Annotated in this window: 19 protein-coding genes; 14 read left to right on the top strand and 5 right to left on the bottom strand. The window is 40.7% G+C overall.

What is annotated here, in order from left to right:
* The first annotated feature begins 13 nt into the window (after window positions 1–13).
* The 5 genes from AC0VYJ_RS08305 to AC0VYJ_RS08325 all read left to right on the top strand — a co-directional run bounded on the left by AC0VYJ_RS08305 (window position 14) and on the right by AC0VYJ_RS08325 (window position 3,968).
* Entirely contained in the window at window positions 14–232 is a 219-nt protein-coding gene (locus AC0VYJ_RS08305) for a hypothetical protein (RefSeq protein ID WP_430242166.1), read from the top strand.
* Between the two features lie 225 nt (window positions 233–457).
* Entirely contained in the window at window positions 458–979 is a 522-nt protein-coding gene (locus AC0VYJ_RS08310) for a hypothetical protein (protein WP_430242165.1), read from the top strand.
* A 124-nt stretch (window positions 980–1,103) separates the two neighbouring features.
* A complete protein-coding gene (locus AC0VYJ_RS08315) occupies window positions 1,104–2,504 on the top strand; it encodes a hypothetical protein (RefSeq protein WP_475367142.1) in 1,401 nt (466 codons plus the stop codon).
* Window positions 2,505–2,784: 280 nt separating this feature from the next.
* Window positions 2,785–3,240, top strand: coding sequence for a pyridoxamine 5'-phosphate oxidase family protein (locus AC0VYJ_RS08320; RefSeq protein ID WP_475367143.1), 456 nt, complete (start codon window positions 2,785–2,787; stop codon window positions 3,238–3,240).
* A gap of 101 nt (window positions 3,241–3,341) precedes the next feature.
* Window positions 3,342–3,968 carry a TVP38/TMEM64 family protein gene (locus AC0VYJ_RS08325; protein ID WP_430242160.1) on the top strand — a complete coding sequence of 209 codons (627 nt, stop codon included), beginning with the start codon at window positions 3,342–3,344 and terminating at the stop codon, window positions 3,966–3,968.
* A 264-nt stretch (window positions 3,969–4,232) separates the two neighbouring features.
* On the opposite strand, the gene AC0VYJ_RS08330 is transcribed toward AC0VYJ_RS08325, so the two are convergent.
* The 4 genes from AC0VYJ_RS08330 to AC0VYJ_RS08345 form a co-directional block, all read right to left on the bottom strand.
* On the bottom strand, window positions 4,233–4,802 hold the full coding sequence (locus AC0VYJ_RS08330) for a manganese catalase family protein (RefSeq protein ID WP_475367144.1): 570 nt from the start codon (window positions 4,800–4,802) through the stop codon (window positions 4,233–4,235).
* Between the two features lie 20 nt (window positions 4,803–4,822).
* Complete coding sequence (locus tag AC0VYJ_RS08335; protein WP_194221128.1) at window positions 4,823–5,086, bottom strand: spore coat protein CotJB; 264 nt, start codon at window positions 5,084–5,086, stop codon at window positions 4,823–4,825.
* 3 nt (window positions 5,087–5,089) lie between these two features.
* Window positions 5,090–5,305 carry a spore coat associated protein CotJA gene (locus tag AC0VYJ_RS08340; protein WP_194221129.1) on the bottom strand — a complete coding sequence of 72 codons (216 nt, stop codon included), beginning with the start codon at window positions 5,303–5,305 and terminating at the stop codon, window positions 5,090–5,092.
* A gap of 111 nt (window positions 5,306–5,416) precedes the next feature.
* On the bottom strand, window positions 5,417–5,611 hold the full coding sequence (locus AC0VYJ_RS08345; protein WP_194221130.1) for a hypothetical protein: 195 nt from the start codon (window positions 5,609–5,611) through the stop codon (window positions 5,417–5,419).
* 189 nt (window positions 5,612–5,800) lie between these two features.
* On the opposite strand from AC0VYJ_RS08345, the gene addB reads away from it, so the two are divergent.
* The 8 genes from addB (at window position 5,801) to AC0VYJ_RS08385 (ending at window position 22,136) form a co-directional block, all read left to right on the top strand.
* Window positions 5,801–9,301 carry a helicase-exonuclease AddAB subunit AddB gene (gene addB / locus AC0VYJ_RS08350; RefSeq protein ID WP_475367145.1) on the top strand — a complete coding sequence of 1,167 codons (3,501 nt, stop codon included), beginning with the start codon at window positions 5,801–5,803 and terminating at the stop codon, window positions 9,299–9,301.
* On the top strand, window positions 9,285–13,007 hold the full coding sequence (addA, locus tag AC0VYJ_RS08355) for a helicase-exonuclease AddAB subunit AddA (protein WP_475367146.1): 3,723 nt from the start codon (window positions 9,285–9,287) through the stop codon (window positions 13,005–13,007). Before addB ends, addA begins: the two co-directional genes overlap by 17 nt.
* 77 nt (window positions 13,008–13,084) lie before the next feature.
* Window positions 13,085–14,245 (top strand): exonuclease SbcCD subunit D, encoded by a 1,161-nt coding sequence (locus AC0VYJ_RS08360; RefSeq protein WP_475367147.1) that lies wholly within the window; start codon window positions 13,085–13,087, stop codon window positions 14,243–14,245.
* 14 nt (window positions 14,246–14,259) lie between these two features.
* Window positions 14,260–17,610: an SbcC/MukB-like Walker B domain-containing protein gene (locus AC0VYJ_RS08365; protein ID WP_475367148.1), complete on the top strand. Its 3,351-nt coding sequence runs from the start codon at window positions 14,260–14,262 to the stop codon at window positions 17,608–17,610.
* A 122-nt stretch (window positions 17,611–17,732) separates the two neighbouring features.
* A complete protein-coding gene (locus AC0VYJ_RS08370) occupies window positions 17,733–18,383 on the top strand; it encodes a hypothetical protein (protein ID WP_430242151.1) in 651 nt (216 codons plus the stop codon).
* A gap of 23 nt (window positions 18,384–18,406) precedes the next feature.
* Window positions 18,407–19,510, top strand: a complete 1,104-nt coding sequence (locus tag AC0VYJ_RS08375; RefSeq protein WP_475367149.1) for an efflux RND transporter periplasmic adaptor subunit — start codon at window positions 18,407–18,409, stop codon at window positions 19,508–19,510.
* Between the two features lie 259 nt (window positions 19,511–19,769).
* The gene (locus AC0VYJ_RS08380; protein WP_475367150.1) at window positions 19,770–20,642 is read left to right on the top strand and encodes a fumarylacetoacetate hydrolase family protein; all 873 of its coding nucleotides are present in this window, start codon (window positions 19,770–19,772) and stop codon (window positions 20,640–20,642) included.
* A gap of 69 nt (window positions 20,643–20,711) precedes the next feature.
* Window positions 20,712–22,136, top strand: coding sequence for an NAD-dependent succinate-semialdehyde dehydrogenase (locus AC0VYJ_RS08385; RefSeq protein WP_475367151.1), 1,425 nt, complete (start codon window positions 20,712–20,714; stop codon window positions 22,134–22,136).
* Window positions 22,137–22,182: 46 nt separating this feature from the next.
* On the opposite strand, the gene AC0VYJ_RS08390 is transcribed toward AC0VYJ_RS08385, so the two are convergent.
* Window positions 22,183–23,379, bottom strand: coding sequence for an ornithine--oxo-acid transaminase (locus AC0VYJ_RS08390; RefSeq protein ID WP_226612546.1), 1,197 nt, complete (start codon window positions 23,377–23,379; stop codon window positions 22,183–22,185).
* Window positions 23,380–23,551: 172 nt separating this feature from the next.
* On the opposite strand from AC0VYJ_RS08390, the gene AC0VYJ_RS08395 reads away from it, so the two are divergent.
* Complete coding sequence (locus AC0VYJ_RS08395) at window positions 23,552–23,902, top strand: DUF1516 family protein (protein WP_430242141.1); 351 nt, start codon at window positions 23,552–23,554, stop codon at window positions 23,900–23,902.
* The last annotated feature ends 72 nt before the right edge of the window (window positions 23,903–23,974 follow it).

Genomic DNA, 23,974 nt, shown 5'->3' on the forward strand with positions numbered 1-23,974 from the left:
AAGGAGACAAATCATGCAGAATGAAATTTTAAGCTTTTTAAGAAATGTTGAGGAACCGGTGAGTACTAGAGAAATAATGGAGTACTTATCAGGAAAAGGGTACAATCCTGATGAAGAAGAACTCGTTCGCATCATTAAACAAATGCCACAAGGGTCAGTTCAACAGGAATATGATGCCTCCGTTATTGATCCATCACCATCGGTCTTGTACAAAGCAGGACCTAATGCATAAGGCCTTATTTGCGGAATTGATCAACTAAATACAAACCAGCAATCAGTAAGAAAACAATTCCAGTTCCATAAAGTACATCTATAATCAAATCCATCTAATGACATCCTTTCTCTGGATCTTTATTTTAGTGTATCAAAACTTCTTATTCATTAAAGTTTTTTTGTTATATTCGGATAAGGAAATGATATACTAGGTGCATTGAGATAAGCGTGGAAGGATGTCGTTATGAAGAAATGGAAGTTAGATAGTTCTAAGCTAATTATATTGTTTTTTATTGTTTTTATTATTGTAGGCGCTGTCAATGTACTGTTTAGTGATCGGAAAATGAATACTAGTGAATACTTGCTTAGTGAAAATCAAAGAGACGTGGTATCAAGATCGGAGACGCAGCCAAAAATGCCTATAGGCGCTCTGGTGAATAGTAAACTAGCAGAAGATCACAGTATTACCCTTACTGCCAAGATAAAGTATGAAGGGGACGAGAATACTCAGGTTGAGGTAGTAAAAGACCGGCTATTGGATTACCAAATTATTGAACAAAATACAGACGAAGTTGTTATTCCATATAATTCTTTAGTACCTTCAGTCGAAAAGAATGTGTCTAATGATGAAATTATCGAAGGGGATTCACTTGCTACAGAACCTCTAGATCCAGGTGCATATCAGATTGAAGTTAAAGTACCTATTGTGATGAATAATAAAGAAGAGAGTTTCTTGTTTCGAATTCCAGTTGAAATAGCACCATAAACTTCCTTAGAGGAAGTTTTTTTGGTTTATTCTTTAAAAAGGATGCTGAGATAGGACTGTTGTTTAAATCATAAGTTCAAAACTGATAGAATAGAGGTATGACGATCAGAAGTGAGGGATCTATGTGAGGAAATTAAATTTATATAAAATTATTGGAATTTTCTTATCTTTCGTCCTGTTCCTTGTTATTTTCAATCAGATTAAGAATGGGGAGCCTAATTTTAAAGTGGATGAGTCTCTTTTTGAAGTATACGAATCTACTAGTAGTTGGGAAGAAGCAATGGAAAACAGTGTTCCGCAGACTCGACTAGCAAGAGAGTTAGGAGTATTGGGTGGTGAGGAGCGCCGTATCCCCCTTCTTTCAGCCGAGAGAGATTTAATTATCCATGATGTAATGGTTCTAAATTACGGAGCCGTTTATCTTACTTATTCCTTTTCGTTGAAGGAAAGTGATCAACCATATAATTTACCAAGATTACATATCGGGTCAGTTAGCTTTACAGGAATCGAAGGATCAAACGAATCATATTTAGTTAATCAGCAGAACATTTCTAAGGAGCAAAATGGCAAGCCTCATGTTGTGAATCACCGTATCTATCAGGCTGATATTTTAATACCGAATCATGAGGCCGGTGGGACTATAAATGAGTTCAATCGTTTTTCATCAGCAAATTCCGTCCTTATTAAAGATGCGTATGTTCAAGGAAATGATGAGAAGGTGAACTTGGAAAATCAGGAGCTGTCTTTAGAAAGTGATTATGCTTCAAATGTATATGCTGAAACGGATTTGAACAAAAGTGTAAAAATAAAGGATGGAGAGCTTACATTTTCTCATTTTGAAGCAGGTCTTAACATGAATAAACTCTATATTGAAGGTGAGTACGATCCGCAAACAAAGTTTGTAATCACCAATACAAGCGGAGAAAACCCGTACTCCATTGAGTATGATGTAAGGGAAGACAAGGATGGAAGTTATCTTCCTTTAGAACCTTTTCAGGCAATACAGAAACAGTTCTCATATCGATTAAATGAAGTGATTCTTAATAAAGACGGATCAGTTAGTAAAACAATCGCGCAATCTGACTTGGAAGCGATGGAAAAGGGAGAAAAGGTAACCATTGGAGAGTACAGCGGAATCTCTTATTCTGTTCATTTAAAGGATGATGGTCAGCAACTTGTGATTTCATTTGATGCTCAAGAAGAAATAAGTTCGCAATTTTTTAATCAATTTGATATTGAAAGCCGAAAGACTTATGAAGAGCGATTTGATGTTGCCTCAGAAGAGGAGCGACAGCTTATTGAATCCCGCAAGCCTATTCTTTTAGAATTAAAAGATGATAAGAAGAGTTCTATTCTTATTTATCAAACAAGACCTATCGGGGAGCCGAACAGTATACAGGTTGATCTTGATCATGAGCATTTCACATCAGGTCTCCCAGTTTCTATGACGCTTTCAAATTTACCTGAATTTCAGTCGATTAACCTTGATATAAGTGGTTCACTTAAAATGAATGAAAAAAAATAATTTATTTTCAAATTTGTAGTTTGGTTTTTTGACATTCGGGAATATTCTTTATCAAACCCCCTAAGTAGTTTGAAAGTGATTTTCCCCCTGTTAGCCGTGCTCACGTGAGTACGGCTTTTTTTTATATGTTAGCTTATATTAATCATCAATGAGTTTCATTAATATAGTCTTCTTTATACAATAAATTCGGTTTGAAATGGTGAAGCGTTTCCATTAAGAGGGATTCGTGGTAATCTTTTAGGAAAGCAATAGATCAAAGAAATTGAAAGGATGAGACATTTTGGCGAAGAAGGGGAATATGACAGAGCTAACAGAAGATCTTGTAACCTTTTTAGAAGGAGAAAAGCTTGTAATGCTTGCAACGATTGATCATGAAAGCCATACACCCAATGTATCAGCGATATCATGGGTGAAAAGCTTAGATAAAAATAATATTCGCTTTTCTGTGACTTCTAACTCAAGAACAATTCAAAATGTCAAACAGCATTCTAATGTTGTCTTTACAATAATCGGATTGGAAACGGTATATTCCATTCACGGAAAAGCTTCTATCCTAGAGGAAGCGATGCAAGGAGTGTCACTGAAGCTTGCTAAGATTAATGTGGAAGTTACTCAAGTCGCAGAAAGCATGTTCTGGGGTGCGAAAATAACGGCAGAACCACAATATGAAAAAACATATAACCAAAAGAAAGCGGAAGCTCTTGATGAAGAAGTGTACGAAGCGTTGTTAAAATAGACGAGACTTTCTTATCATAATCTTTTGTGATTTAATAAAGGAAATAAGCATTATGTGCTTTCGCAGTGACGTATGCATCAGGAAACGAGGTTGATTCCCATATGGAATGGGAAATGATTAAAGACTTTTTGAATGAAGAAACAATCAGAGAGTGGCTAGGTCAGTATCGTGCACTTGGTCCTTTGCCTGGAATTTTGCTACCAATGCTTGAGGCTGTGATTCCCATATTGCCCCTTTTTCTTTTTGTAGCAGGAAACGCGGCTGCGTATGGATTCTGGTATGGCTCTTTACTTTCATGGCTTGGTGCATCTCTTGGCGCTTTGATCGTTTTTATAGTGGTCAGAAAGCTTGCTAGACAGCGCTTCATGCGAGTGATTACAAAACATGCCAAAATCGAAAAAACACTTCGCTGGATCGAGCGGCATGGATTTGGGATGGTATTTCTTCTGCTTTGTTTTCCATTTACGCCATCAGCTTTAATCAATGTCGTTGCGGGTCTGTCAAATATGAGCATTAGAAGCTTTGTACTCGCCGTTTTACTAGGGAAAATGGTGATGATATCGATCGTGTCTTTTATTGGACATGATGTCTTCGCCCTGATCCATCGTCCTTTGGAGATGGTGCTGATTCTCGCTGCCATAGTTGTATTATGGGGAGCAGGCAAACTAATTGAAGTCAAATTGAATCAACGCCCGAGAAAACATCGTACTGAAGATCATGTGAGATAAAGGAAAAGCCATGCCCGAAAGGGGATGGCTTTTGCGTGTTATTGTTTATTTGGTTTTAAGCTTTTAGTGCCTGTGTAGGGTAAACGGGCGCATCCGCTTTTCATGTCTAGCTGCCGTGTCTAACCGCCCACATCCGCATTTCGTGTCTAGCTGCAGCGCCCAGCCTCTCGATCGCTTCACCCTCTAAAATGAACACAAAGAGCGTGTTCTTTTTAGAGGGTTCCAGCGCTTGTCGAGGCTATACGTGCGCTTCCGCATTTCGTTTTAAAATATCCTTTTCTTATCTCTTTCTTCTTTAAGTATTTCAACGGCTTCTCTGAAGCGTTGGGAGTGGATGATTTCTCGTTCTCTTAGGAAGGCGAGGGAGTCGTTTAGGTCTGGGTCGTCTGAGAGATCGATGATCCATTGGTAGGTGGCCCTTGCTTTTTCTTCTGCGGCGATGTCTTCGTATAGGTCGGCGATTGGATCGCCTTTGGCGGCGATGTAGCTTGCTGTCCATGGGACGCCAGCGGCATTGGAGTAGTATAGGGAACTGTCATGATTAGCATAGTGGGCGCCGAGTCCAGCTTCTTTCATTTGATCTGCTGTTGCGTCTTTTGTGAGTTTATAGATCATTGTAGCGATCATTTCGAGATGAGCAAATTCTTCTGTGCCGATATCGGTTAATAACCCGACGACCTTATCTGGAATGGTATACCGTTGATTCAAATAACGGAGGGCTGCTGCTAGTTCACCATCAGCACCGCCATATTGCTCAATCAAAAATTTGGCAAGCATGGGGTTACATGTACTGACTTTAACGGGATATTGCAATTTCTTTTCATATAGCCACATTGAGGTTCACCCTTTCCAGACTAGACTTGCCATGGCCACGGTGCGTCGCCCCAATTCCATGGGTAGTTTGAATAGCTGTTGCCGTATTGCTGAAGGGGACCATATTCCTTTTCATAGCGTTTCTTAAGATGCTTACTTCTTTTGGCATATTCATTGAATTGTTGAATGGCTTCGTAGTCATCCGGGTGTGTATCAAGGTAAAGAGTCAGTTCAACGAGAACGAAATCAGTGGCCTGCAGTTCCTCTAACAGCTCATAGTAGGCTTTCGGTAGCTGTTTAGACATGTTTTACTCCCCCTGCTTTGAAGGATAAGGATAGGGATCATAGAAGGCTTTCCAGAGAGTACCTCGAGAGAGAGCTTCACGTGCGGAATATTGCTCCAGTCCTGGGGGCTGAAATCCCATATAAAGATTAGGAGGAGTGGAGTAAGACTTCACTCGAATAGGAGGACATGGATCAAATGGACTAACATAAGGCTCGTAATACTTTCTGTGGGTATACATCGTTGACCTCCTTCTATACAAATCTCTACTCTTTAGATGTATGAAGTTATGAAAGAAACATGATTTCTAAATAAAGAAGCACCCCCTAAAGTGGGAGTGCTCCTCATCTTTTTACATTTTATTAACCGTATTGTTCCACGTAGCAAGCATATTCTTTAGGTCATGAAGATCTGATTTAAATGGATAGTTCGATGCAACACTTCTTTTTTGACCTTCGTCGAGCTTTTCGTAGCTATGCACAAATTCGGTCATGTCTCTTGTTAGTCTATTTAGCTCCCACTTAAATGTTTCGAATTCTTTTTCCATTGTCAAAACTCCTTTGTAAATATGTTCTTATATTTGATATACCCTGACGGACCATTCTAAAAACCATCGAGTGTTATAATTTACAAATAATGTCGCTTTAGATGCGAACGTATTTTCTTGTCTTGCTATCCAATTGAAGAAAAACATGAGATAATAGACAAAGAATATACGGTGTAGGAGGTAGAATACATGGCGGTACAGTTTGTGATTGGTCGGTCTGGAAGTGGAAAAACAGAGCATTGCTTATCTGAAATGCAGCAAGAATTGATCGATCGCCCGCTTGGTGAAGATATGATCTATCTTGTACCAGAGCAAATGACTTTTCAATCAGAATATGAACTAGTACATAATAGAGGGTTAAAAGGAATGATTCGTGCTCAGGTTTTTAGTTTTACAAGACTGGCATGGAAAGTTCTTCAAGAAACGGGAGGGATGGCCCGCCCACACTTAACAAGCGTAGGAACAAGTATGATGTTACGTCATATCATCGAAGAGAATAAACAGAAGCTAAGAATTTATCAGCGTTCTTCTGAAAAAACAGGGTATGTGGAACATCTGAATAACATGGTAACAGAGTTTAAACGGTATTGTCTTGAACCGGAAGATATAAAACGTTTTGCGGATGATCTTTATGATGAAGATGAGCGAAGCTTACTTCGAGATAAGCTCTATGATCTTCACCTTGTTTATGATGCTTTTCAGAAGGAAATGCTCGGGTTTTATCTTGATTCGGAAGACTATTTGGCATTGCTTGCTGAGAAAATCGAAGCGTCAAGCTACCTAGAGGGTGCCTCTATCTGGATTGATGGTTTTCATAGTTTTACACCTCAAGAGCTTCTTGTGCTTCAGGCTTTAATAAAAAAAGGAACAAACCTTACAGTTACCATCACGATGGATCCCGAGATGAATCCTTCAAGCATTCATGAACTGGATCTCTTTCATGAGCCAGCGAAAACATATCAAACTCTTCAAGGACTTGCGCATGAAGAGGGGGCTGCTATTAAAGAACCGATAATTCTAGCTGATCAAAAGCGCTATAACAATAGTGAACTTGCTCATTTAGAAGCCAACTATGGTGAACGACCACCAGTTCTTTATAATGGAAGTCTTCAGCATATTCAAGTGCATCATGCGGTGAATATCCGTTCCGAAGTTGAAGCGGCAGCGCGTGAAACGCTTAGATTAGTACGCGATGAGGGCTATCGATATAGAGACATTTCAGTCATGGTACGTAACATGGCTTCTTATTATGAACTTGTCGAAACGATCTATGCCGATCACGGTATTCCTATTTTTTCTGACCAAAAGAGAACGATGCTGCATCACCCGCTAATTGAATTAATAAGGTCCAGTCTAGATATAATTCAATATAACTGGCGCTATGAATCTGTGTTTCGCTGTGTCAAAACAGAATTGCTTTTTCCTGACGATACAGAAGAAAGTATCGAAACCATTCGCGAGCGCATGGATGAACTCGAAAATTATGTAATTGCTAAAGGCATTAAGGGCTATCGCTGGAAAACGGATGAGCGCTTTAAAGCAAATATCTACCGACAGCTCGAAGATGATGAAACGGTCACCTCAGATGACCTCGAAAAAATGGAAGATCGATTAAATGAAACGAAAGAATGGATTGTTACACCGCTCGAGAAGTTTGAAAGAAAAATGACGAAAGCAAAAACCGTTCGCGAAATGTGTGAAATTCTTTATTATCTTCTAGAGAATAGTCATGCTGCAGAAAAAATAGATCGATTGAAGGTACAAGCAGAAGAAGCAGGTCAGCTTTCGAAAGCACGGGAGCATGATCAAGTTTGGGATGCTGTTATTGCACTGCTTGATGAAACGGTTGAATTGATTGGTGATCAAAAACTTTCGATAGAACAATTTACGAAACTTCTTGAAGCTGGAATGGAAAACATGAAATTTGCCCTCGTACCTGCTTCACTTGATCAAGTTGTGATCGGTAGCATTGATCGAACGAGATTTACTGATGTGAAGTGTGGTTTTTTGCTAGGTGTCAATGAAGGAGTTTTACCATCAAGAATACAGGAAGATGGGCTTTTGAACGAACAGGATCGAGAAAAGCTAGAGGATCAGGGGATCCAGCTGGCACCTGGATTAAAGCGACGTCTTTTAGACGAAGAATTTTTAATTTACCATTCCTTGTCAACGCCCTCTGATGCTCTTTGGGTAAGTTGTCCTCTTGCAGATGAAGAAGGAAAGGGATTGCAGCCTTCTATTGTGATGAATCGATTGAAAGAGATGTTCCCTGAACTTAACATTGGTTTGAAATTTGCTGAACCAGGTGAAGAATTGAAAGAAGAACTATCGTTTATAACGAACCCGGCGAAGACAATTGGTAGATTAACAGGTCAGCTTCGTCAATGGCATCGAGGCTATCCAATTGATCCGATCTGGTGGGATGCCTATAATTGGTTCGTTACAGCGTCTTCACAAGAGAATCGAGTTCGATTGATTGAAAGTCTTTTTTATCGTAACAAAGCAGATCGTCTGACAGAAGACACGAGTAGAAAACTGTATGGTTCAAAGATTCAAACAAGTGTTTCTAGAATGGAAAGATATAAATCCTGTGCCTTTTCGCAATTTGCTTCTCATGGTTTACGGTTGAAAGAACGGTCAACATTTAAGCTTGAAGCTCCAGACATTGGCCAGTTATTCCACGCTGCGCTAAATATGATGGCTGAAACAATTAAGCAGCGTCATTGGGATTGGGCCAAGCTTTCATCGAATCAATATTATGAACTATCAGGTCAAATCGTAGAGCAACTTGCACCGAAATTGCAAAATGAAATTCTATTAAGTTCAAATCGCTATCACTATATAATGAGAAAACTTTCTCAGGTAGTAGGTCGAGCCTCTTCCGTTCTCGGTCAACAAGCGAAGAAAAGCGGTTTTCAGCCAGCGGGGCTCGAACTAGGATTTGGCCCAAACCAGGATTTGCCACCAATCGAGTTTACGCTTAAGAATGGGGTGAAAATCCAGCTGATCGGACGAGTGGACCGCGTTGATCAGGCGCTAAATGGAGAGGAGCTTCTGCTCAGAATTATTGACTACAAATCAAGTGGAACTTCTCTTGATCTCTCAGAAGTTTACTTTGGCTTAGCGCTTCAGATGCTAACGTATCTGGATGTTGTGATTACAAACGCAAACATTTGGCTCGGTCGTGATGCAACGGCAGCTGGAATGCTGTACTTCCACGTTCATAATCCAATGTTGCAGGCATCAGCGCCAGGACAAGCTGCTCTTCAACAGGAACTTTTCAAAAAGTTTAAGATGAAGGGTCTTCTTCTAGCTGACAAAGATGTCGTAAGCTTGATGGATCAGGACATTGAGAAGAAAAAATCTGACATTATTCCAGCCGCCTTAAAGAAAGACGGTACTTTTTATAAAAATTCTTCTGTTTTATCTTCCGATGATTTTCAGGCGCTCAGGTCATTCACACGGCAAACCATACAAACGATTGGAACAGAAATATCAGACGGACGTATCGATATCGATCCTTACAAGATGAAGGATCGCATCCCATGCACATTCTGTTCCTATCGCTCATTTTGTCAATTTGATCAGGCGATGGAGGATAATGACTATCGACCGATTACTGTTCAGGATGATGAAACAATACTGAGACGGATGAGAGAGGAGGCGAACGGGAATGACGATAATGAATAAACCCGAAGGCTCGAAATGGACAGACGAACAATGGGAAGCTATTGCTGCTCGTGATCAAGACGTTCTCGTAGCAGCTGCAGCTGGGTCGGGGAAAACGGCTGTTTTAGTTGAACGAATTATTAGGCGTCTTGCTGATGAGAATGATCCTGCTGAAGTTGATCGAATTCTTGTCGTAACGTTTACAAATGCTGCAGCGGCTGAAATGAGACATCGAATCGGGGAGGCTCTTGAAGAAAAGTTAAAAGAAGACCCATCTTCCCTTTATTTAAGAAGACAGCTTTCGATGTTGAATCGCGCTTCTATTTCAACGCTTCATTCTTTTTGTATGGAAGTGCTTCGACGCTATTATTACGAAATTGATCTTGATCCAGCCTTTAGAGTAGCGGATCAAACCGAAGCGGCATTGCTTCGTGAAGAAGCAATGGAAGAACTTTTCGAAGAGCATTATAGCAAGAAAGAGAATGAGGCTTTTTATGACCTTGTTGATCGCTACAGTAGTGATCGTAGTGATGTGGATCTTCAGCTTCTTGTAGAAAGACTCTATCATTTCTCTTCTAGTCACCCATGGCCAGAGCAATGGTTGCAAGAGAGTGTCGCCGTATATGAAGAAGCGAGTGAAAAAGCGTTTGATGAATTGGTCTGGGTAGAGGAAATAAAAAAAGATGTCATTCTTCAGCTTGAAGGTATGCGTGAAATGCAGGAGAAGGCCATTTCTCTTTCTAATGCACCAGGCGGGCCAGAGCCATACCTTGAGATGTTAGAAATGGAACGTGAAATGACGGAAAGGCTTCTATCAGCTTCCGCTCAAACGTGGCAGGAGCTCAAAAATGAGTTTGAACAAATAACGTTTGGTCGCTTAAAGCCTTGCAAAGGGGATCAATATGATCCTGAAATGATTGATACAGTAAAGGGCCTTCGTGATCGTGTCAAAAAGACCATCCAAAGTTTAAAAGAAGAGCTATTCCAAAGAAACCCTGAGGAATATGTAGAAGACATCGTTCAACTTGCTCCTGTACTAGGAACGTTATCTTCTCTTGTAAATGAATTTAGATACAAGTATACGGAGCTAAAAAAAGAAAAAGGGCTTGTGGATTACAGTGACCTTGAGCATTATTGTCTTTCTATTTTGTTAGATGATCGTTCTACTCCCGAGCACCCGGTCCCATCGAGTGCTGCTCGTGAATATCAAACACAATTTGCTGAAGTATTGATCGATGAATACCAGGATACGAACTCTGTTCAGGAAACCATCCTGAATGCCATTAGCAGAACTTCTGACTTAGGTGGGAACCGCTTCATGGTAGGGGACGTGAAGCAAAGTATTTACCGTTTTAGACTAGCAGAACCTGGGTTGTTCCTCTCTAAGTATAAGACGTTTGGTCGATCGTCTGACGAGCCATCGAAACGAATTGATCTTGCGCGCAATTTTCGTAGTCGAGAAGAAGTGTTGAATAGTACGAATTTTATCTTCAAACAAATTATGGACGAGCGTGTTGGAGAGATAGAGTACGATGAAGCAGCTGAGCTCATTCCTGGCGCAGAATACCCTAAGTCTGAAACGGTTGTTCCGGAAGTTCATATTATTGATAAGAGCGCTCAGAAAGACGAAGACGAAGAAGAAACTGAAAAGGTTCAGCTTGAGGCTCGGCTTATTGCCTCTAATATTAAAGATATGATGGGGAAGAGTGAAAGCGAACGAACAAAAGTGTACGACCGGAAAGAAGATCGTATGAGACCAATCCAGTATAGGGATATGGTGATTTTAATGCGTGCAACAGCAAGCTGGGCACCTGTGATCATGGAAGAATTAAAGCAAGCTGGCATCCCATCTTATTCAGATCTTGCAACAGGATATTTTGAAGCAACAGAAGTTGCCATTATGATGAGTCTTCTTAATGTTATCGATAATCCTTATCAGGATATTCCGCTTGCCTCCGTGCTTCGTTCACCCATTATCGGGTTAACAGAGGAAGAGCTTTCCCTTATTCGTATCAATGAGAAACATTCAAGTTATTATCTTGCCTTACGATCTTATTGTGAGACTGAGTCGAACAAGCTATCGGAGACATTATCGAAGTTCATCACAAACTTGAACAGGTGGCGAGAAGCGGCAAGGCAGTCTTCTTTAAGTGAGTTGATTTGGCAGCTTTATCGAGAAACGAACTATTATGAATTTGTTGGTGGAATGCCTGCCGGCTTGCAGCGACAGGCGAATTTACGAGCGCTGTATGATCGGGCAAGACAATACGAAGCGACTTCGTTTCGTGGCCTATTTCGCTTTCTGCGTTTTATTGACAGAATGAAAGAGCGTGGGAGTGATCTCGGAACTGCGCGCGCTCTTGGAGAACAAGAGGACGTTGTCCGAGTGATGACCATTCACAAAAGCAAAGGACTTGAATTTCCTGTCGTCTTTATTGCAGGAATTGCAAAGCAATTTAATATGAGAGATATGGCCAATCAAATGCTGATGCATAAAGAATTTGGTCTTGCTACAAAATTCATTGATCCAGTTCAGAGGATTAGTTATCCGACATTGCCTTACTTTACACTGCAAAAGCGGATGAAGCTTGAGCTACTTGCTGAAGAAATGCGAGTTCTTTATGTTGCGTTAACGAGAGCGAAAGAGAAATTAATTTTAGTTGGAACGGTAAATGATTGGGAGAAAGAACGATTGTCATGGGCAGGAGCAGCTGGAGATGAGTGGCTGCTATCGGATTACGAACGATCGAAAGGGAAGACCTATCTGAGCTGGATTGGACCCGCTATTATGAGACATAAAGATCTCGCTTCTATATCTGAAGGAATGGCGAATTTTTCAAAACATGATGAGGTATTTCAACATCCGGCACGGTGGTTACTCACTCTTCATAACGCTTCGTCCTTCGCTGAGATTGAAGCAGAAGATGTTCATAAACATCGGGAATATGAAATGTTACTACAGAAGAAAGAGCCTATTCCTGAAGTTAGCTCCTATAAAGATGAGGTGAACCACCGTCTTGATTGGACTTATCCTCATCAAGCAGCGTCTGAAACAAGGTCGAAACAATCCGTTACAGAAGTGAAGCGCCAACGTGAGATCTTTCAAGATGAACGAAGTGATGACAAGCTAGTCAAAGGATTTAGCCAATCACTGAAAGAGCGACCTCGCTTTCTTCAAAGTAAGCAGTTAACGCCTGCTGAGCGGGGAACGGCGATGCACATTGTCATGCAGCACCTTGATTTGCAAAAGTGGCATGATCGTGAAGACATTAACGAGTTAGTCGCCAAACTTGAGCATAAGGAATTGTTAACGACTGAACAGGGACGAGCCATTGATGTCGAGCAAATTCATCAATTAATGGATTCAGAGCTCGGGCAGAAAATGAGAAATGCAGCTGAAATATATAAAGAGGTCCCTTTCAGCCTAGGAGTAGATTCAAAATGGATCTATCCTGAATTTGAAGGAGATCAAGAGACGGTAGTTCTACAGGGTGTGATTGATTGTATTCTTCGCGATCAAAACGGTGATTTAGTGCTAGTCGATTACAAAACAGACGTGATAGCGAATCGTTTTACTTCTGATGAACAAGCAATGGAGACAATGAAACGGCGCTATACAACACAGCTACAATTATATGAAAAAGCCATTAATGAGATCTGGAAGGTGCCTTGTAAGGAGAAAATATTATTCTTCTTTGACGGAGGTCGATCTCTCTTAATCGATTAACAAGTAGCCGGGCTTATGTCCGGCTGTCTTCGTTTCGATGGAGTCAGAATATGAATCGAAATAAAGGAGTGATTAATATGAGGTTACTTCATACTGCAGACTGGCACCTGGGGAAAACATTAGAAGGAAGAAGCCGTCTACCAGAACAAAAGGAATTTCTTGAAGAATTAATGGTGATTGCTGATGAAGAAAACGTAGACGCTATTTTAATGGCTGGAGACGTTTTTGATACCGTCAATCCACCTGCAGCAGCTGAAACGCTTTTTTATGATGCAGCAGTAAAATTAACTAGTCGTGGCGAACGCCCTCTAATCATCATTTCAGGAAATCATGATAATCCTGAACGGTTGTCGGCATCACGCCCACTTGCACATACAAATGGTATATCGATTATTGGGTTTCCCACAATTGATCCGATAGAAGTAACGGTTCGAAATGGACAAAAGCTCTCTATCGCTGCACTTCCTTATCCATCGGAATCTAGACTGAATGAATGTTTAACAGCGAGTCAGGAAGAAGAGGCTCTTCAGCTAGCCTATGATGATCGGGTGAAAAAGTTATTTAGTGATTTGACAGAAGCGGGGTCAGAGGAGGCCGTTCATATTGCTATGAGTCACATTTATGTAGCCGGAAGCAGAGAGAGTGATTCTGAACGACCGATACAAGTAGGAGGCGCTTATACGGTATCAGCGAATTCCCTTCCTGAACAGGCTCAGTATGTCGCGCTCGGGCACTTACACCGTCCTCAAACGATTACGAGAGCTTCAGCACTTGCACGCTATTCCGGCTCCCCACTTGCTTACAGCTTCTCAGAAGCCAATCAATCCAAGTCAGTTACAATCGTTGATGTGGAGCCAGAGGGTCTTGCTCATATAAATGAAATTCCTATACAATCAGGCAAGCCACTCGTTCGATGGATCGCTGATCAAGGGATTGAGCAAGTATATACGTGGCTAGAAGAAGGAAAAGATGCTGATGCGTGGATTGATCTCGAAATCCATTTAAATGATACGCTATCTATAGAAGAAATTCATCGACTCCGCAGTCAGCATGATGGATTTATCCATATTAGACCTGTCTTTGCAAAAAAGGATCAGCAAAAAGAAGTGTCTAATGCTAATCTTCCGATAGAAGAGCTTTTCAAACGATTCTATGAAAGACAAACAGATGGAGCTGAACCAGAAGAAGATCTTGTCCAGCTTTTTCTAGAGCTAACACAGTCAGATGATGAGGAGTAAGGGGGACTGAAGACATGAGACCGATACACCTGTCCGTTTCAGGACTACATAGTTTTCGAGAGAAACAAGAAATTGATTTTGAATCACTTTGTCAGGGAGGAATTTTTGGGATATTTGGTCCTACTGGCAGTGGGAAATCTTCTTTGCTTGATGCTATGACTCTTGCCCTTTATGGGAAAGTTGAACGAGCAACGAATAATACCCAGGGCATTATGAATCATGCAGAAGACACGTTGTATGTTTCGTTTACATTCGCCCTTGGAAACAAATTGCGCTATCGGGTGGAGCGAAGTTATAAACGTTCTGGAGATGTTTCCATTCGTTCGGCCAATTCAAGATTAATAGAACTTGGTGAAGAAAATACGGTTCTGGCGGATAAAGACCGTGATGTTTCACAGCAGATTCAAGAAATTCTAGGGCTTACGATTGATGATTTCACGCGTGCTGTTGTATTGCCGCAGGGTAAATTTGCAGAATTCCTTTCTTTAAAAGGCACTGAGAGAAGACAAATGTTACAACGTTTGTTCCAGCTTGAGAAATACGGTGATCAATTTAATCGTCGATTAAGAGCAAGAGTGGATGAGAAACAATATAAGTTGAATGAAATTACGGCTGAACAAACGGGACTAGGTGAAGCTTCTAAAGAATCTCTTAAAGAGGCAAAGGAAGCTTTCTTTGAGGCTGAAAAAGCTGCTCAGAAAGCAAAGGACGATCTTCTTGCAGCTGAGAAACAAAAAGAAAATGTCACAGAGATTTGGAACCTTCAAAACCAGCTTGATGAACTTCGCAGTAGGAAAAAGGCGATAGCTGAACAAAGAGCTGAGATCGAAACGCTTGAAATAAAGATCAATGAAGCAAATGCGGCGGGGCAAATAAAGCCTTATTTAGATGCGGTTGAAGCAACAGAAAAAGAAGTACAAGAAGCAAAGAATCGTTATGAAGAAACAAAGCGCCGACTAGAAGAAGCTACAAAGCTGTATCAAGAAAGAAAGAGTGAGCATAAAAGCAAGCAACAAAATCGGCAAGAGCAGGAGCCTCTATTATTAAAAAAACTGAATGAATTTGAGCGTGGATTAGAGCTTGAAAAAGAAATATCTCAACTGAAAACTAAGCGTGCTGGTGTCGAAAATCAATCAGTCACGCTAGAAAAAGAGTCAAAGGTAAAAGCGGAAGAGACGAAAAAAGCACAAGAGGATTTAAAGAAAGCGCGCACGCTTCAATCTGACCTTAATAAAGATTTGACAAGTCGGCAGGTCGCCCCTGAAGAACGTAAGCGAATTCTAAGAGCTCAGAGCTTGAAGCAGGAGTTCCAATCTCTACAAAAGCAGCTAGATGAAGCACATCGTGAAGAAGAAAAACAAGTGAATGCTCAAAAGCAACTTCAGCCTCTATATGATGACGCGATGCAAAACTTGAAGGTGTTAAAGGAGAGTTATGCAGGTTATTATAACTTGGTTCTTTCAACATATCATGCCATATCATCTCATAAGCTTACGCTTGAGAATCACATCCGTAACGTTCAGGATGAAATCGATCAAACGAGTCAAAGACTTGAACAAAATCGCACACACGTCATTGCAATACGTCTTGCGAGAGAACTAGAAGAAGGGCAGGCATGCCCTGTTTGCGGTGCGAAAGAACACGTTCAGCTTGCAGAAGGTAATGATAACACACCTGATTTGAAGGAAGATCTAAAGGAAAAAGAACAAAGGCGTGAACGGTTAAAAGATCAACTTCAACATGCTAAACAGCTTCAATATCAGCTTGAGCAAACGTCTGACCTGATGTCAGATCAGGACGAGCAACTAGTTAAGGCGCAAGATATAAGCGATGTCGATCGTAACCTTACAGAAGCTGCTGTTATAACAGAAATGAAATCGCTCGCTCAGGATGTTCGAGAAATAGAAGAAAAAGTTAAAAATGCTCGAAAGAATCTTCAGGAGCAGCAGTCAAAAGCGACCGAATATGCTTATCGTCTAGAACAAGTTCAGAAAGATCTAGAAGGTAGAAAAGAAAAGCGGATTAATTTAAGTAAAGAAACAGAAGAAATAACGAAAACCATTCAAGAGGAATTGTCTCTTTCTGTTCATGAGATTGAAGCAGAAATGAAAAAAATTGAAGAGATGGATAAAGAAGCAACCACCATAAGGGAGCGTCTCGAAAAAAGCGTTCCTTATATTGAGAAAAAAGAACAACATCTTTTAGAGCTTCAGGAACAGGTGCAACAACATACTGTGCGTAGAGCTGAATTAACAAGCTCATTACAACAGCTTAAAGAACAAATCAATAAGATGATAGCTGATCACATTAGTATCGTAGGTAACACAACAGCAGAAGAAGGTTACAAAGCAACGAATGAGCAATTACAAGTCCTTCGAAAAGAAGAAAAAACGGCACATGAGCGATTGCAGCTAGCGGAGGAAAGCTATCAGCAAAATGAACGACGTTCCGCTGCCGATCAAAATTACAATGACGATGCTCAGCTACGTTTGAAAAAATCACTTGAAACATATCAAGCAGTTGAAAAAGACTCTATTTTTGAGAACCGTATGCAGGTTAGAGATGCTGAAGTAGATAAAGAAGAGAAACAGAAATGGGAAGAGCAAGTACAAGCCTATCGAAAAGAACGAGATCAAACGGAGCATTCGATGGTAGAGCTTGAGAAGAAGCTTTCGGGGAGAGCAATCACTGAAGGAGAGTATCATGAAACGATTGAGAGAGCAGAAAGTGCAAAAGTTAATCGAGAGGAAGCCTTATCACATTATGCCGCATGCCGACATCATGTAGAAGATATAACAAAAAGGCATCAACGCTATAAGGAGCTTGAAGGGGACCGTCAGTCTTTGAGTGAGGAGCTTGAAAAGCTTAATAAGCTTCAAACCGTTTTCCGGGGAAATAGTTTTGTGGAATTTATTGCTTCTGAACAGCTAGAGCAAGTTAGTTTTGACGCGTCACAGAAGTTAGGCGATCTAACCTCTCAGCGATACGCCATTGAAGTAGACTCAGGAGGAGGATTTTTAATTCGGGACGATGCAAACGGAGGAGTAAAGCGACCAGTCTCAACATTATCAGGAGGAGAAACCTTCCTTACATCGCTTGCTCTTGCCCTTGCACTGTCAGGACAAATTCAATTGAGGGGTGCCCATCCGCTCCAGTTTTTCTTCCTTGATGAAGGATTTGGTACCCTAGATGAATCACTTCTAGATACCGTTATTACAGCACTTGAAAAGCTACAAAATGAGAGCTTATCTGTCGGTGTCATTAGTCACGTGCCAGAGCTTCGCGCAAGACTGCCTCGAAAAGTCATTGTGACCCCATCAGAACCATCGGGGCGTGGAAGTCGTATTGAAATGGAGACACTCTAGACATAGGAAACATATCCAAATGGGTATGTTTTCTTTTTTTTCTTGAAAGATACTGTCAAAATACGAGAGTTTATGTAAAAATATGAATAGTAGTTGAGGTAATTTACATAGGAGGAACATGGATGTCGCATTCTATGAGACTAGTTTTAGGAAGCTTTAAACCTTTTTCACACTTTCGTCCGCTTCAATCAGCCTACAGATTAAAAGGATCCTGGTGGCGCATATTCTTATTAACGATCGCAGCCTTTTTAGTAGTTGGAATAACATCGTTTATGAACATCAAATACGCTGGGGAGATGCCTGAATATGCTGGCATTGCAGCAGATGATCGATTGCTTTTCGTTCTAAGTGAAGTGATTACAGATGGTTTACTTGGACTCATCACGTTTGTTCTCCTTGTTTTAGGAGGAGCATTATTATATTGGCCATTCTTTCAGGAAGTTGGATTTAAAAGACTTGCTTACATACATAGCTATGTCGTGTTTATTTTGTTAATCGGTATGGTGCTTCAATTGCCGTTTATTCCATTTCTCCATGAGCCTTCACTCGTATCTCCTTACAGTTTAGGTGTCTACGTAGACTTGATAACAAATAGCCCATTCTGGCTTTATTTTAGCTACAGTCTTTCCATATTTTTAGCATGGGGAACTTTTGTTCAGTACGCTGCGCTTAAGCAAAGTACAACTCATGCGAAAAGATACGTTATCTTTTGGACAATCGGCTTAAATCTAGTCATCGTTGCAATCATCGCTTATATGAGAACGGCATTTTAATGAAAAAGTTGGAGGGTCCATCTGTGAATCGTAAGTCACTTTTGATTAGCATTAGTGTAACTCTTGTTGTCCTTCTTTTCATTACTGTTAACACATTGATTATCCAGAGTGTGATCGCAGGTGAGAAGAAGCTGGAGACGGTTACTGTAAAGGGGAAAACTTATCAAGAACTTGCTTCTTTCAAAGGAGTTCTTATTCCAGAATTAGAAGAGTCATATTATTATCAAGCCTCACGCGGTAACATAGCAGATGTGCTTGTAGGTGGAGGCGATCTTGTTTCAACTGGTACAGCCCTTTTTGAATATGAAGAAGAGATCACTGTGAATACTTCAGATTTAAAGGCGCAATTAAATAAAGCTGAAACAGCCGTTTCTGTGCTCGATGATCAGCTCAACGACGTGACTATGCAGTCGTCACGTATTGATTCTAATGAAGATCTTGAGGATGAGCAGAAACTACAACTGCAACTAGATGTGGAAGAGCAAATGCGAGAAACAGAATATAAGAAAAGACTTGCTGAGCTTGATGTAAAAGAGTTAGAACGTCAAATTGCTGAGGCAGATACAGAACAAGTAGATCTTAAGGTGGAGTCGACACTGGACGGTACAGTTGAAGAAGTGAATCGTACTCCTGAAGACGGTGAGCCGGTTGTCAAGGTGTTATCTAATAAGATCACTGTTCAAGGTTCCGTCAATGAATTAGATTACCCAACTCTTGCTGTCGATCAGGAAGTGCTGATTCGGGCGAGTGCTTATCCTGGTCAACCAGTCACAGGAAGAGTGACAATCTTAGAGGATCGTCCATATGAGGTAGATGAAGAGACGGGACTGAGCTTGTATCATTTTAATGTCATGATTGATGAGGAAACAGAGATGAAGTCGGGTACACACGTAACCATTGATGTTCCTCTTCATCAAAATAAAAATGCTCCATCTGTCCCTGAGGAAAGCATTATAATAAAAGATTCTACTAGTTATGTTGTCGTGTTTGAAGAAGAACAACTTTACTTAAGAGAAGTAGAACAAGGACGAGAAGAAAATGGAAGAGTAGAAATCCTATCAGGTCTCGAAGTTAAGGAAAAAGTCTTAACTGAGCCAAGAGAGGCTTTTACTGAACTGCTTTCATAGAAAAAGGAAAAAGAACAGAGTCAAGAAACAGAAAGCAAAGGATAAAACGAGAGGACCTGTAGAGATACAGGTCCTTTTTATTGTTAGAGAAATTCTTATTCGTTTAAAGTGTGATTATCGCAATATTCATGAAAATGAATGGGATTTCATGTCATAATAGCAGTATTAAAGTAAAGGATGTTCCTCTTAAAATGTAACGAGCTTAAAAATAATTGAATGGCTTGCCTTATAGGGGAGAAGAAAAGGAGAGAGTGTTGAGATGAAGTTTGTTTCTTTTAGAAACCACGATGTGTCTTCATTCGGTATTTGGAAAGAAGATAATCGGATTGTTAATTTAAGCGCTTATTATCAAGAGCAAGGAAACCACATCCCTGATTTACGATCATTTATTCAATCAGGAAAATTCGATTTAGCTGAACTGATGGAAGTACCGTCTCAGTATGAAGTAGATGTTGAAGATGTTCAGTTAGAAGCACCCATTCCAAGGCCATCTAAAAATGTGTTCTGTGTAGGGAAAAACTATCGCGATCATGCTATTGAAATGGGAAGTGAAAAGGATATACCGGCGCATCCTATGATTTTCACAAAAGCTCCAACGACAGTTAGCGCTCCAAATAGCGTCTTAGCATTTGAAAATGAGCTATGTAATGCACTCGACTATGAAGGTGAGCTGGCGGTTGTTATTGGCAAGCAGGGAAAAGGCATTAAAAGCGATGAGGCCATGAACTATGTTTTTGGATATACGATCATCAATGATATTACAGAGCGCGACATTCAAAAAAAGCATGGTCAATTTTTTGTTGGGAAAAGTCTTGATGCATCATGTCCAATGGGGCCAGTTATTTTACATACATCTGCTGTACTAGATCCGCATCAACTGCCTATTAAGACAACGGTAAACGGAGAACTAAGACAGAGCGGGAATACGTCTGACTTTATCTTCAATATTCCAGAGCTTATTCACGTTCTTTCGAAGGGGACGACGTTGGAGGCAGGAGACATAATTGCAACAGGAACTCCGGCAGGTGTAGGAAAAGGATTTAAGCCTCCCAAATTTCTTCGTGATGGTGATGTGGTCGAGATTCAAATTGAAGGAATTGGTACTTTACGTAATGAAATAAGAAAGAGATAACGTTCTCGTGTTTAATTCTTGCTAAAAAAAGGAATTGTTATCCAGTAAATCTACTAGGAGGGTAAGCGTATGGAAAAGTTTCATTACATTAATGGTGAATGGACAGGTCAGGATCTTGAAAAGCTTGAAGTGAACAACCCAGCAACTGGTGAACTCGTCGGTACTGTACCGGTTGGGGGGAAGTCGGAAACGAAGAAGGCAATTGACGCTGCGCATCAGGCTTTCCCCGCATGGTCAAGCCTCACCGCATATGAGCGGTCGTCATACTTAAAGAAACTCCATAGTTTGATGATGGAACACGAAGATGAACTAGCTGAGCTCATGACGCTTGAAATGGGAAAACCTCTTCACGAATCAAAAGGAGAAGTGGCTTATTCTGCCTCATTTGTGGAATGGTTTGCTGAAGAAGGAAAACGCGTTTATGGTCGTACCATCCCGCCTCATAAAGAAGAGCGAATGATGGAAGTTCGCAAACAGCCAGTAGGAGTTGTTGGTGCCATTACGCCATGGAATTTCCCGGCTGCCATGATCGCAAGAAAGCTTGCTCCTGCTCTTGCTGCAGGGTGTACCTTTGTTGTTAAGCCACCTTCTGCAACGCCACTAACAGCAGTGCGTTTAGTGGAACTTTGTGAAGAGGCAGGTATCCCTAAAGGTGTTGTAAATCTCGTCACTGGGAAATCATCAGAAGTTGCAGGCGAGCTAATGAGTAACCCACACGTTCGGAAAATAACGTTCACAGGTTCAACAGAAGTTGGTAAGAAACTAATGGAACAGGCTGCCGAAACAGTGAAAAACATTTCTCTTGAGCTTGGTGGACATGCACCAATTATCGTTCTTGATGATGCAGACATCGACAAAGCCGTTGACGGCGTCGTTGCTTCTAAGTTTAGAAATGGCGGTCAAACGTGCATATGCGGTAATCGTGTCTATGTACAAGAGAAGATTTATGATGAGTTCATTTCTAAATTCGCTGCTAAGACGAAAGAACTTAAGGTTGGAAATGGATTAGAAAAAGGGACTGACATTGGGCCGATGATTGACAAAGATGGCTATGATAAAGTAGAAAAGCACGTTCAAAATGCGCTTACTCAGGGAGCTGAATGCGTTGTTGGAGGAGAAGGATATGAAGAGAATGGATCCTACTTCTACCGTCCAACGGTTTTAAAGGATGTAACACCTGGCATGTTAATAATGAATGAAGAAACGTTTGGACCAGTTGCTCCAATCCAAAAGGTTAAAACAGATGATGAAGCGATTAAGTTTGCAAACCAAACGCCATTCGGGCTTGCTGCTTACGTATTTAGTGAAAGCGTTCGAAGAGGAAATCACGTCGTAAATGGTCTGGACTACGGGATTGTAGGCTGGAATGATGGTGTCCCTTCAGCTGCTCAGGCGCCGTTCGGTGGTATGAAGCAAAGTGGTATTGGTCGAGAAGGTGGCCACGAAGGACTTGAAGCTTATTTAGAAACAAAATACGTTTCGATCGGATTATAGAAAATAAGAAAACCTCGCTATAGTTAGCGAGGTTTTCTTTATTTTCTTATTGTACAGATAAAACATCTGTAATTTGTTCAATGGCCCAGTTTAAATCATCTTCACTGATAATAAGAGGAGGCGCAAAACGAATGACCGTTTCGTGAGTCTCTTTACATAGTAATCCTTTTTCTTTCAGCTTCTCGCAATACGGACGAGCAGCTTCATGAAGCTCAACACCTATGAAAAGACCGCGACCACGAACTTCTTTAATCATTGGATTCTTGATTTCTTTTAATTTATTTTGAAAGTAGTTTCCTAGTTCAAGAGAGCGATCTGCAAGCTTCTCATCCTCAAGAACTTCTAAAGATGCCACCGAGACTGCACATGCTAGAGGGTTTCCTCCAAATGTTGAACCGTGAGATCCTGGGGTAAATACGCCAAGAACTTCTTCATTAGCGGCAACACAAGAGATCGGGAATACACCTCCACCTAGTGCTTTTCCAAGAATGTACATATCAGGCTCTACATTATCCCAATCGCAAGCAAATCGTTTACCAGAGCGGCAAAGCCCTGCTTGGATTTCATCAGCTACGAAAAGCACGCGCTGCTCCTTACAATACTCATAAGCCTCTTTAAGAAAACCTTCTGGAGGGATATTGATCCCAGCTTCACCTTGAATTGGCTCAAATAAAAAGCCTGCTGTATTTGGCGTAATGGCTTTTTTTAATGCATCAAGATCACCATAAGGAATGAGTTTAATGCCTGGAAGCATTGGTCCAAATCCTCTTTGGTATTCTTGTTCAGATGAGAGGGAGACAGCTGTCATTGTACGACCGTGAAAGTTACCCTCACAGGCAATGATTTCTGCTTTATCTTTCTCAACACCCTTCACTTCATAAGCCCAGCGGCGCATCGCTTTAACAGCTGTTTCAACTGCCTCTGCACCTGTGTTCATTGGAAGAATCATATCTTTGTTTGTAAATTCAGAAACTTTTCGATAAAAAGGTCCGAGTTGATCATTGTGAAATGCACGAGAAGTTAATGTGACACGATCTGCCTGGTCCTTTAGAGCTTGAATAATCTTAGGGTGTCTGTGCCCCTGGTTGACAGCTGAATAAGCACTTAGCATATCCATGTAACGATTTCCTTCGGGATCTTTCACCCAAACACCCTCTGCTTCTGCAATGACTATAGGCAGTGGATGATAATTGTGTGCGCCGTATTGCTCCGTCATTTGAATAATATCCTGTGTTTGTACCATGTTACGGTTCACTCCCATCTTTTAGTTGAAGCTTCTTTTATAGTATAACAATGAAATCGTTTACTTCCTATCATTTGAAAGAAATTGGGAGGAATGTTTCATTAACTTCTCTTATAACCTTTCATGATATGATAGAGAAGAATCTTTACATAGAAAGAGGGAGAGATCGTTTATGCTGCACGCCCATTATTCTGCTTGGGGATTAACTTTGATTCTTTTTCTTGTTAGCTATTTTTTAATGAGAGCTGGGAAAGGGAAATCGCTAGAAATGATCCATACGGTTCTTCGAATATTTTATATTCTCACTGTCATTTCAGGAATGTTTCTTGTAATAGGTTATGAGTTTTGGGGACCTTCTATTGTGAAAGGGGTCGTCGCCCTTTGGCTTATTTTCTCGATGGAAATGATACTAGTAAGAGGAAAAAAGGAGAAAAAAATTTGGCCGTTTTGGATTCAGTTTATGTTCGCTTTTCTTCTTGTCATCTTTTATGGGTATTCTATACTGCATCTTTATCAGCTATAAGTCCTAAAAATCACCTTTGATAAGGTGATTTTTTTGAATTAAACGTTTGGTTTATCGATGCCGATATAAGAA

This window comes from Anaerobacillus sp. 63XJN7_5_ISO-PGPR-S23-430 (genome assembly GCF_056173695.1).

Coding starts and splice junctions, on each gene's coding strand:
- addB (WP_475367145.1), top strand. CDS start 5,801: ATGGCGGTACAGTTTGTGATTGGTCGGTCTGGAAGTGGAAAAACAGAG.
- AC0VYJ_RS08330 (WP_475367144.1), bottom strand. CDS start 4,802: ATGTGGCTATATGAAAAGAAATTGCAATATCCCGTTAAAGTCAGTACA.
- AC0VYJ_RS08335 (WP_194221128.1), bottom strand. CDS start 5,086: ATGTCTAAACAGCTACCGAAAGCCTACTATGAGCTGTTAGAGGAACTG.
- AC0VYJ_RS08385 (WP_475367151.1), top strand. CDS start 20,712: ATGGAAAAGTTTCATTACATTAATGGTGAATGGACAGGTCAGGATCTT.
- AC0VYJ_RS08365 (WP_475367148.1), top strand. CDS start 14,260: ATGAGACCGATACACCTGTCCGTTTCAGGACTACATAGTTTTCGAGAG.
- AC0VYJ_RS08345 (WP_194221130.1), bottom strand. CDS start 5,611: ATGGAAAAAGAATTCGAAACATTTAAGTGGGAGCTAAATAGACTAACA.
- AC0VYJ_RS08310 (WP_430242165.1), top strand. CDS start 458: ATGAAGAAATGGAAGTTAGATAGTTCTAAGCTAATTATATTGTTTTTT.
- AC0VYJ_RS08340 (WP_194221129.1), bottom strand. CDS start 5,305: ATGTATACCCACAGAAAGTATTACGAGCCTTATGTTAGTCCATTTGAT.
- AC0VYJ_RS08395 (WP_430242141.1), top strand. CDS start 23,552: ATGCTGCACGCCCATTATTCTGCTTGGGGATTAACTTTGATTCTTTTT.
- AC0VYJ_RS08325 (WP_430242160.1), top strand. CDS start 3,342: ATGGAATGGGAAATGATTAAAGACTTTTTGAATGAAGAAACAATCAGA.
- AC0VYJ_RS08370 (WP_430242151.1), top strand. CDS start 17,733: ATGTCGCATTCTATGAGACTAGTTTTAGGAAGCTTTAAACCTTTTTCA.
- addA (WP_475367146.1), top strand. CDS start 9,285: ATGACGATAATGAATAAACCCGAAGGCTCGAAATGGACAGACGAACAA.
- AC0VYJ_RS08380 (WP_475367150.1), top strand. CDS start 19,770: ATGAAGTTTGTTTCTTTTAGAAACCACGATGTGTCTTCATTCGGTATT.
- AC0VYJ_RS08305 (WP_430242166.1), top strand. CDS start 14: ATGCAGAATGAAATTTTAAGCTTTTTAAGAAATGTTGAGGAACCGGTG.
- AC0VYJ_RS08360 (WP_475367147.1), top strand. CDS start 13,085: ATGAGGTTACTTCATACTGCAGACTGGCACCTGGGGAAAACATTAGAA.
- AC0VYJ_RS08390 (WP_226612546.1), bottom strand. CDS start 23,379: ATGGTACAAACACAGGATATTATTCAAATGACGGAGCAATACGGCGCA.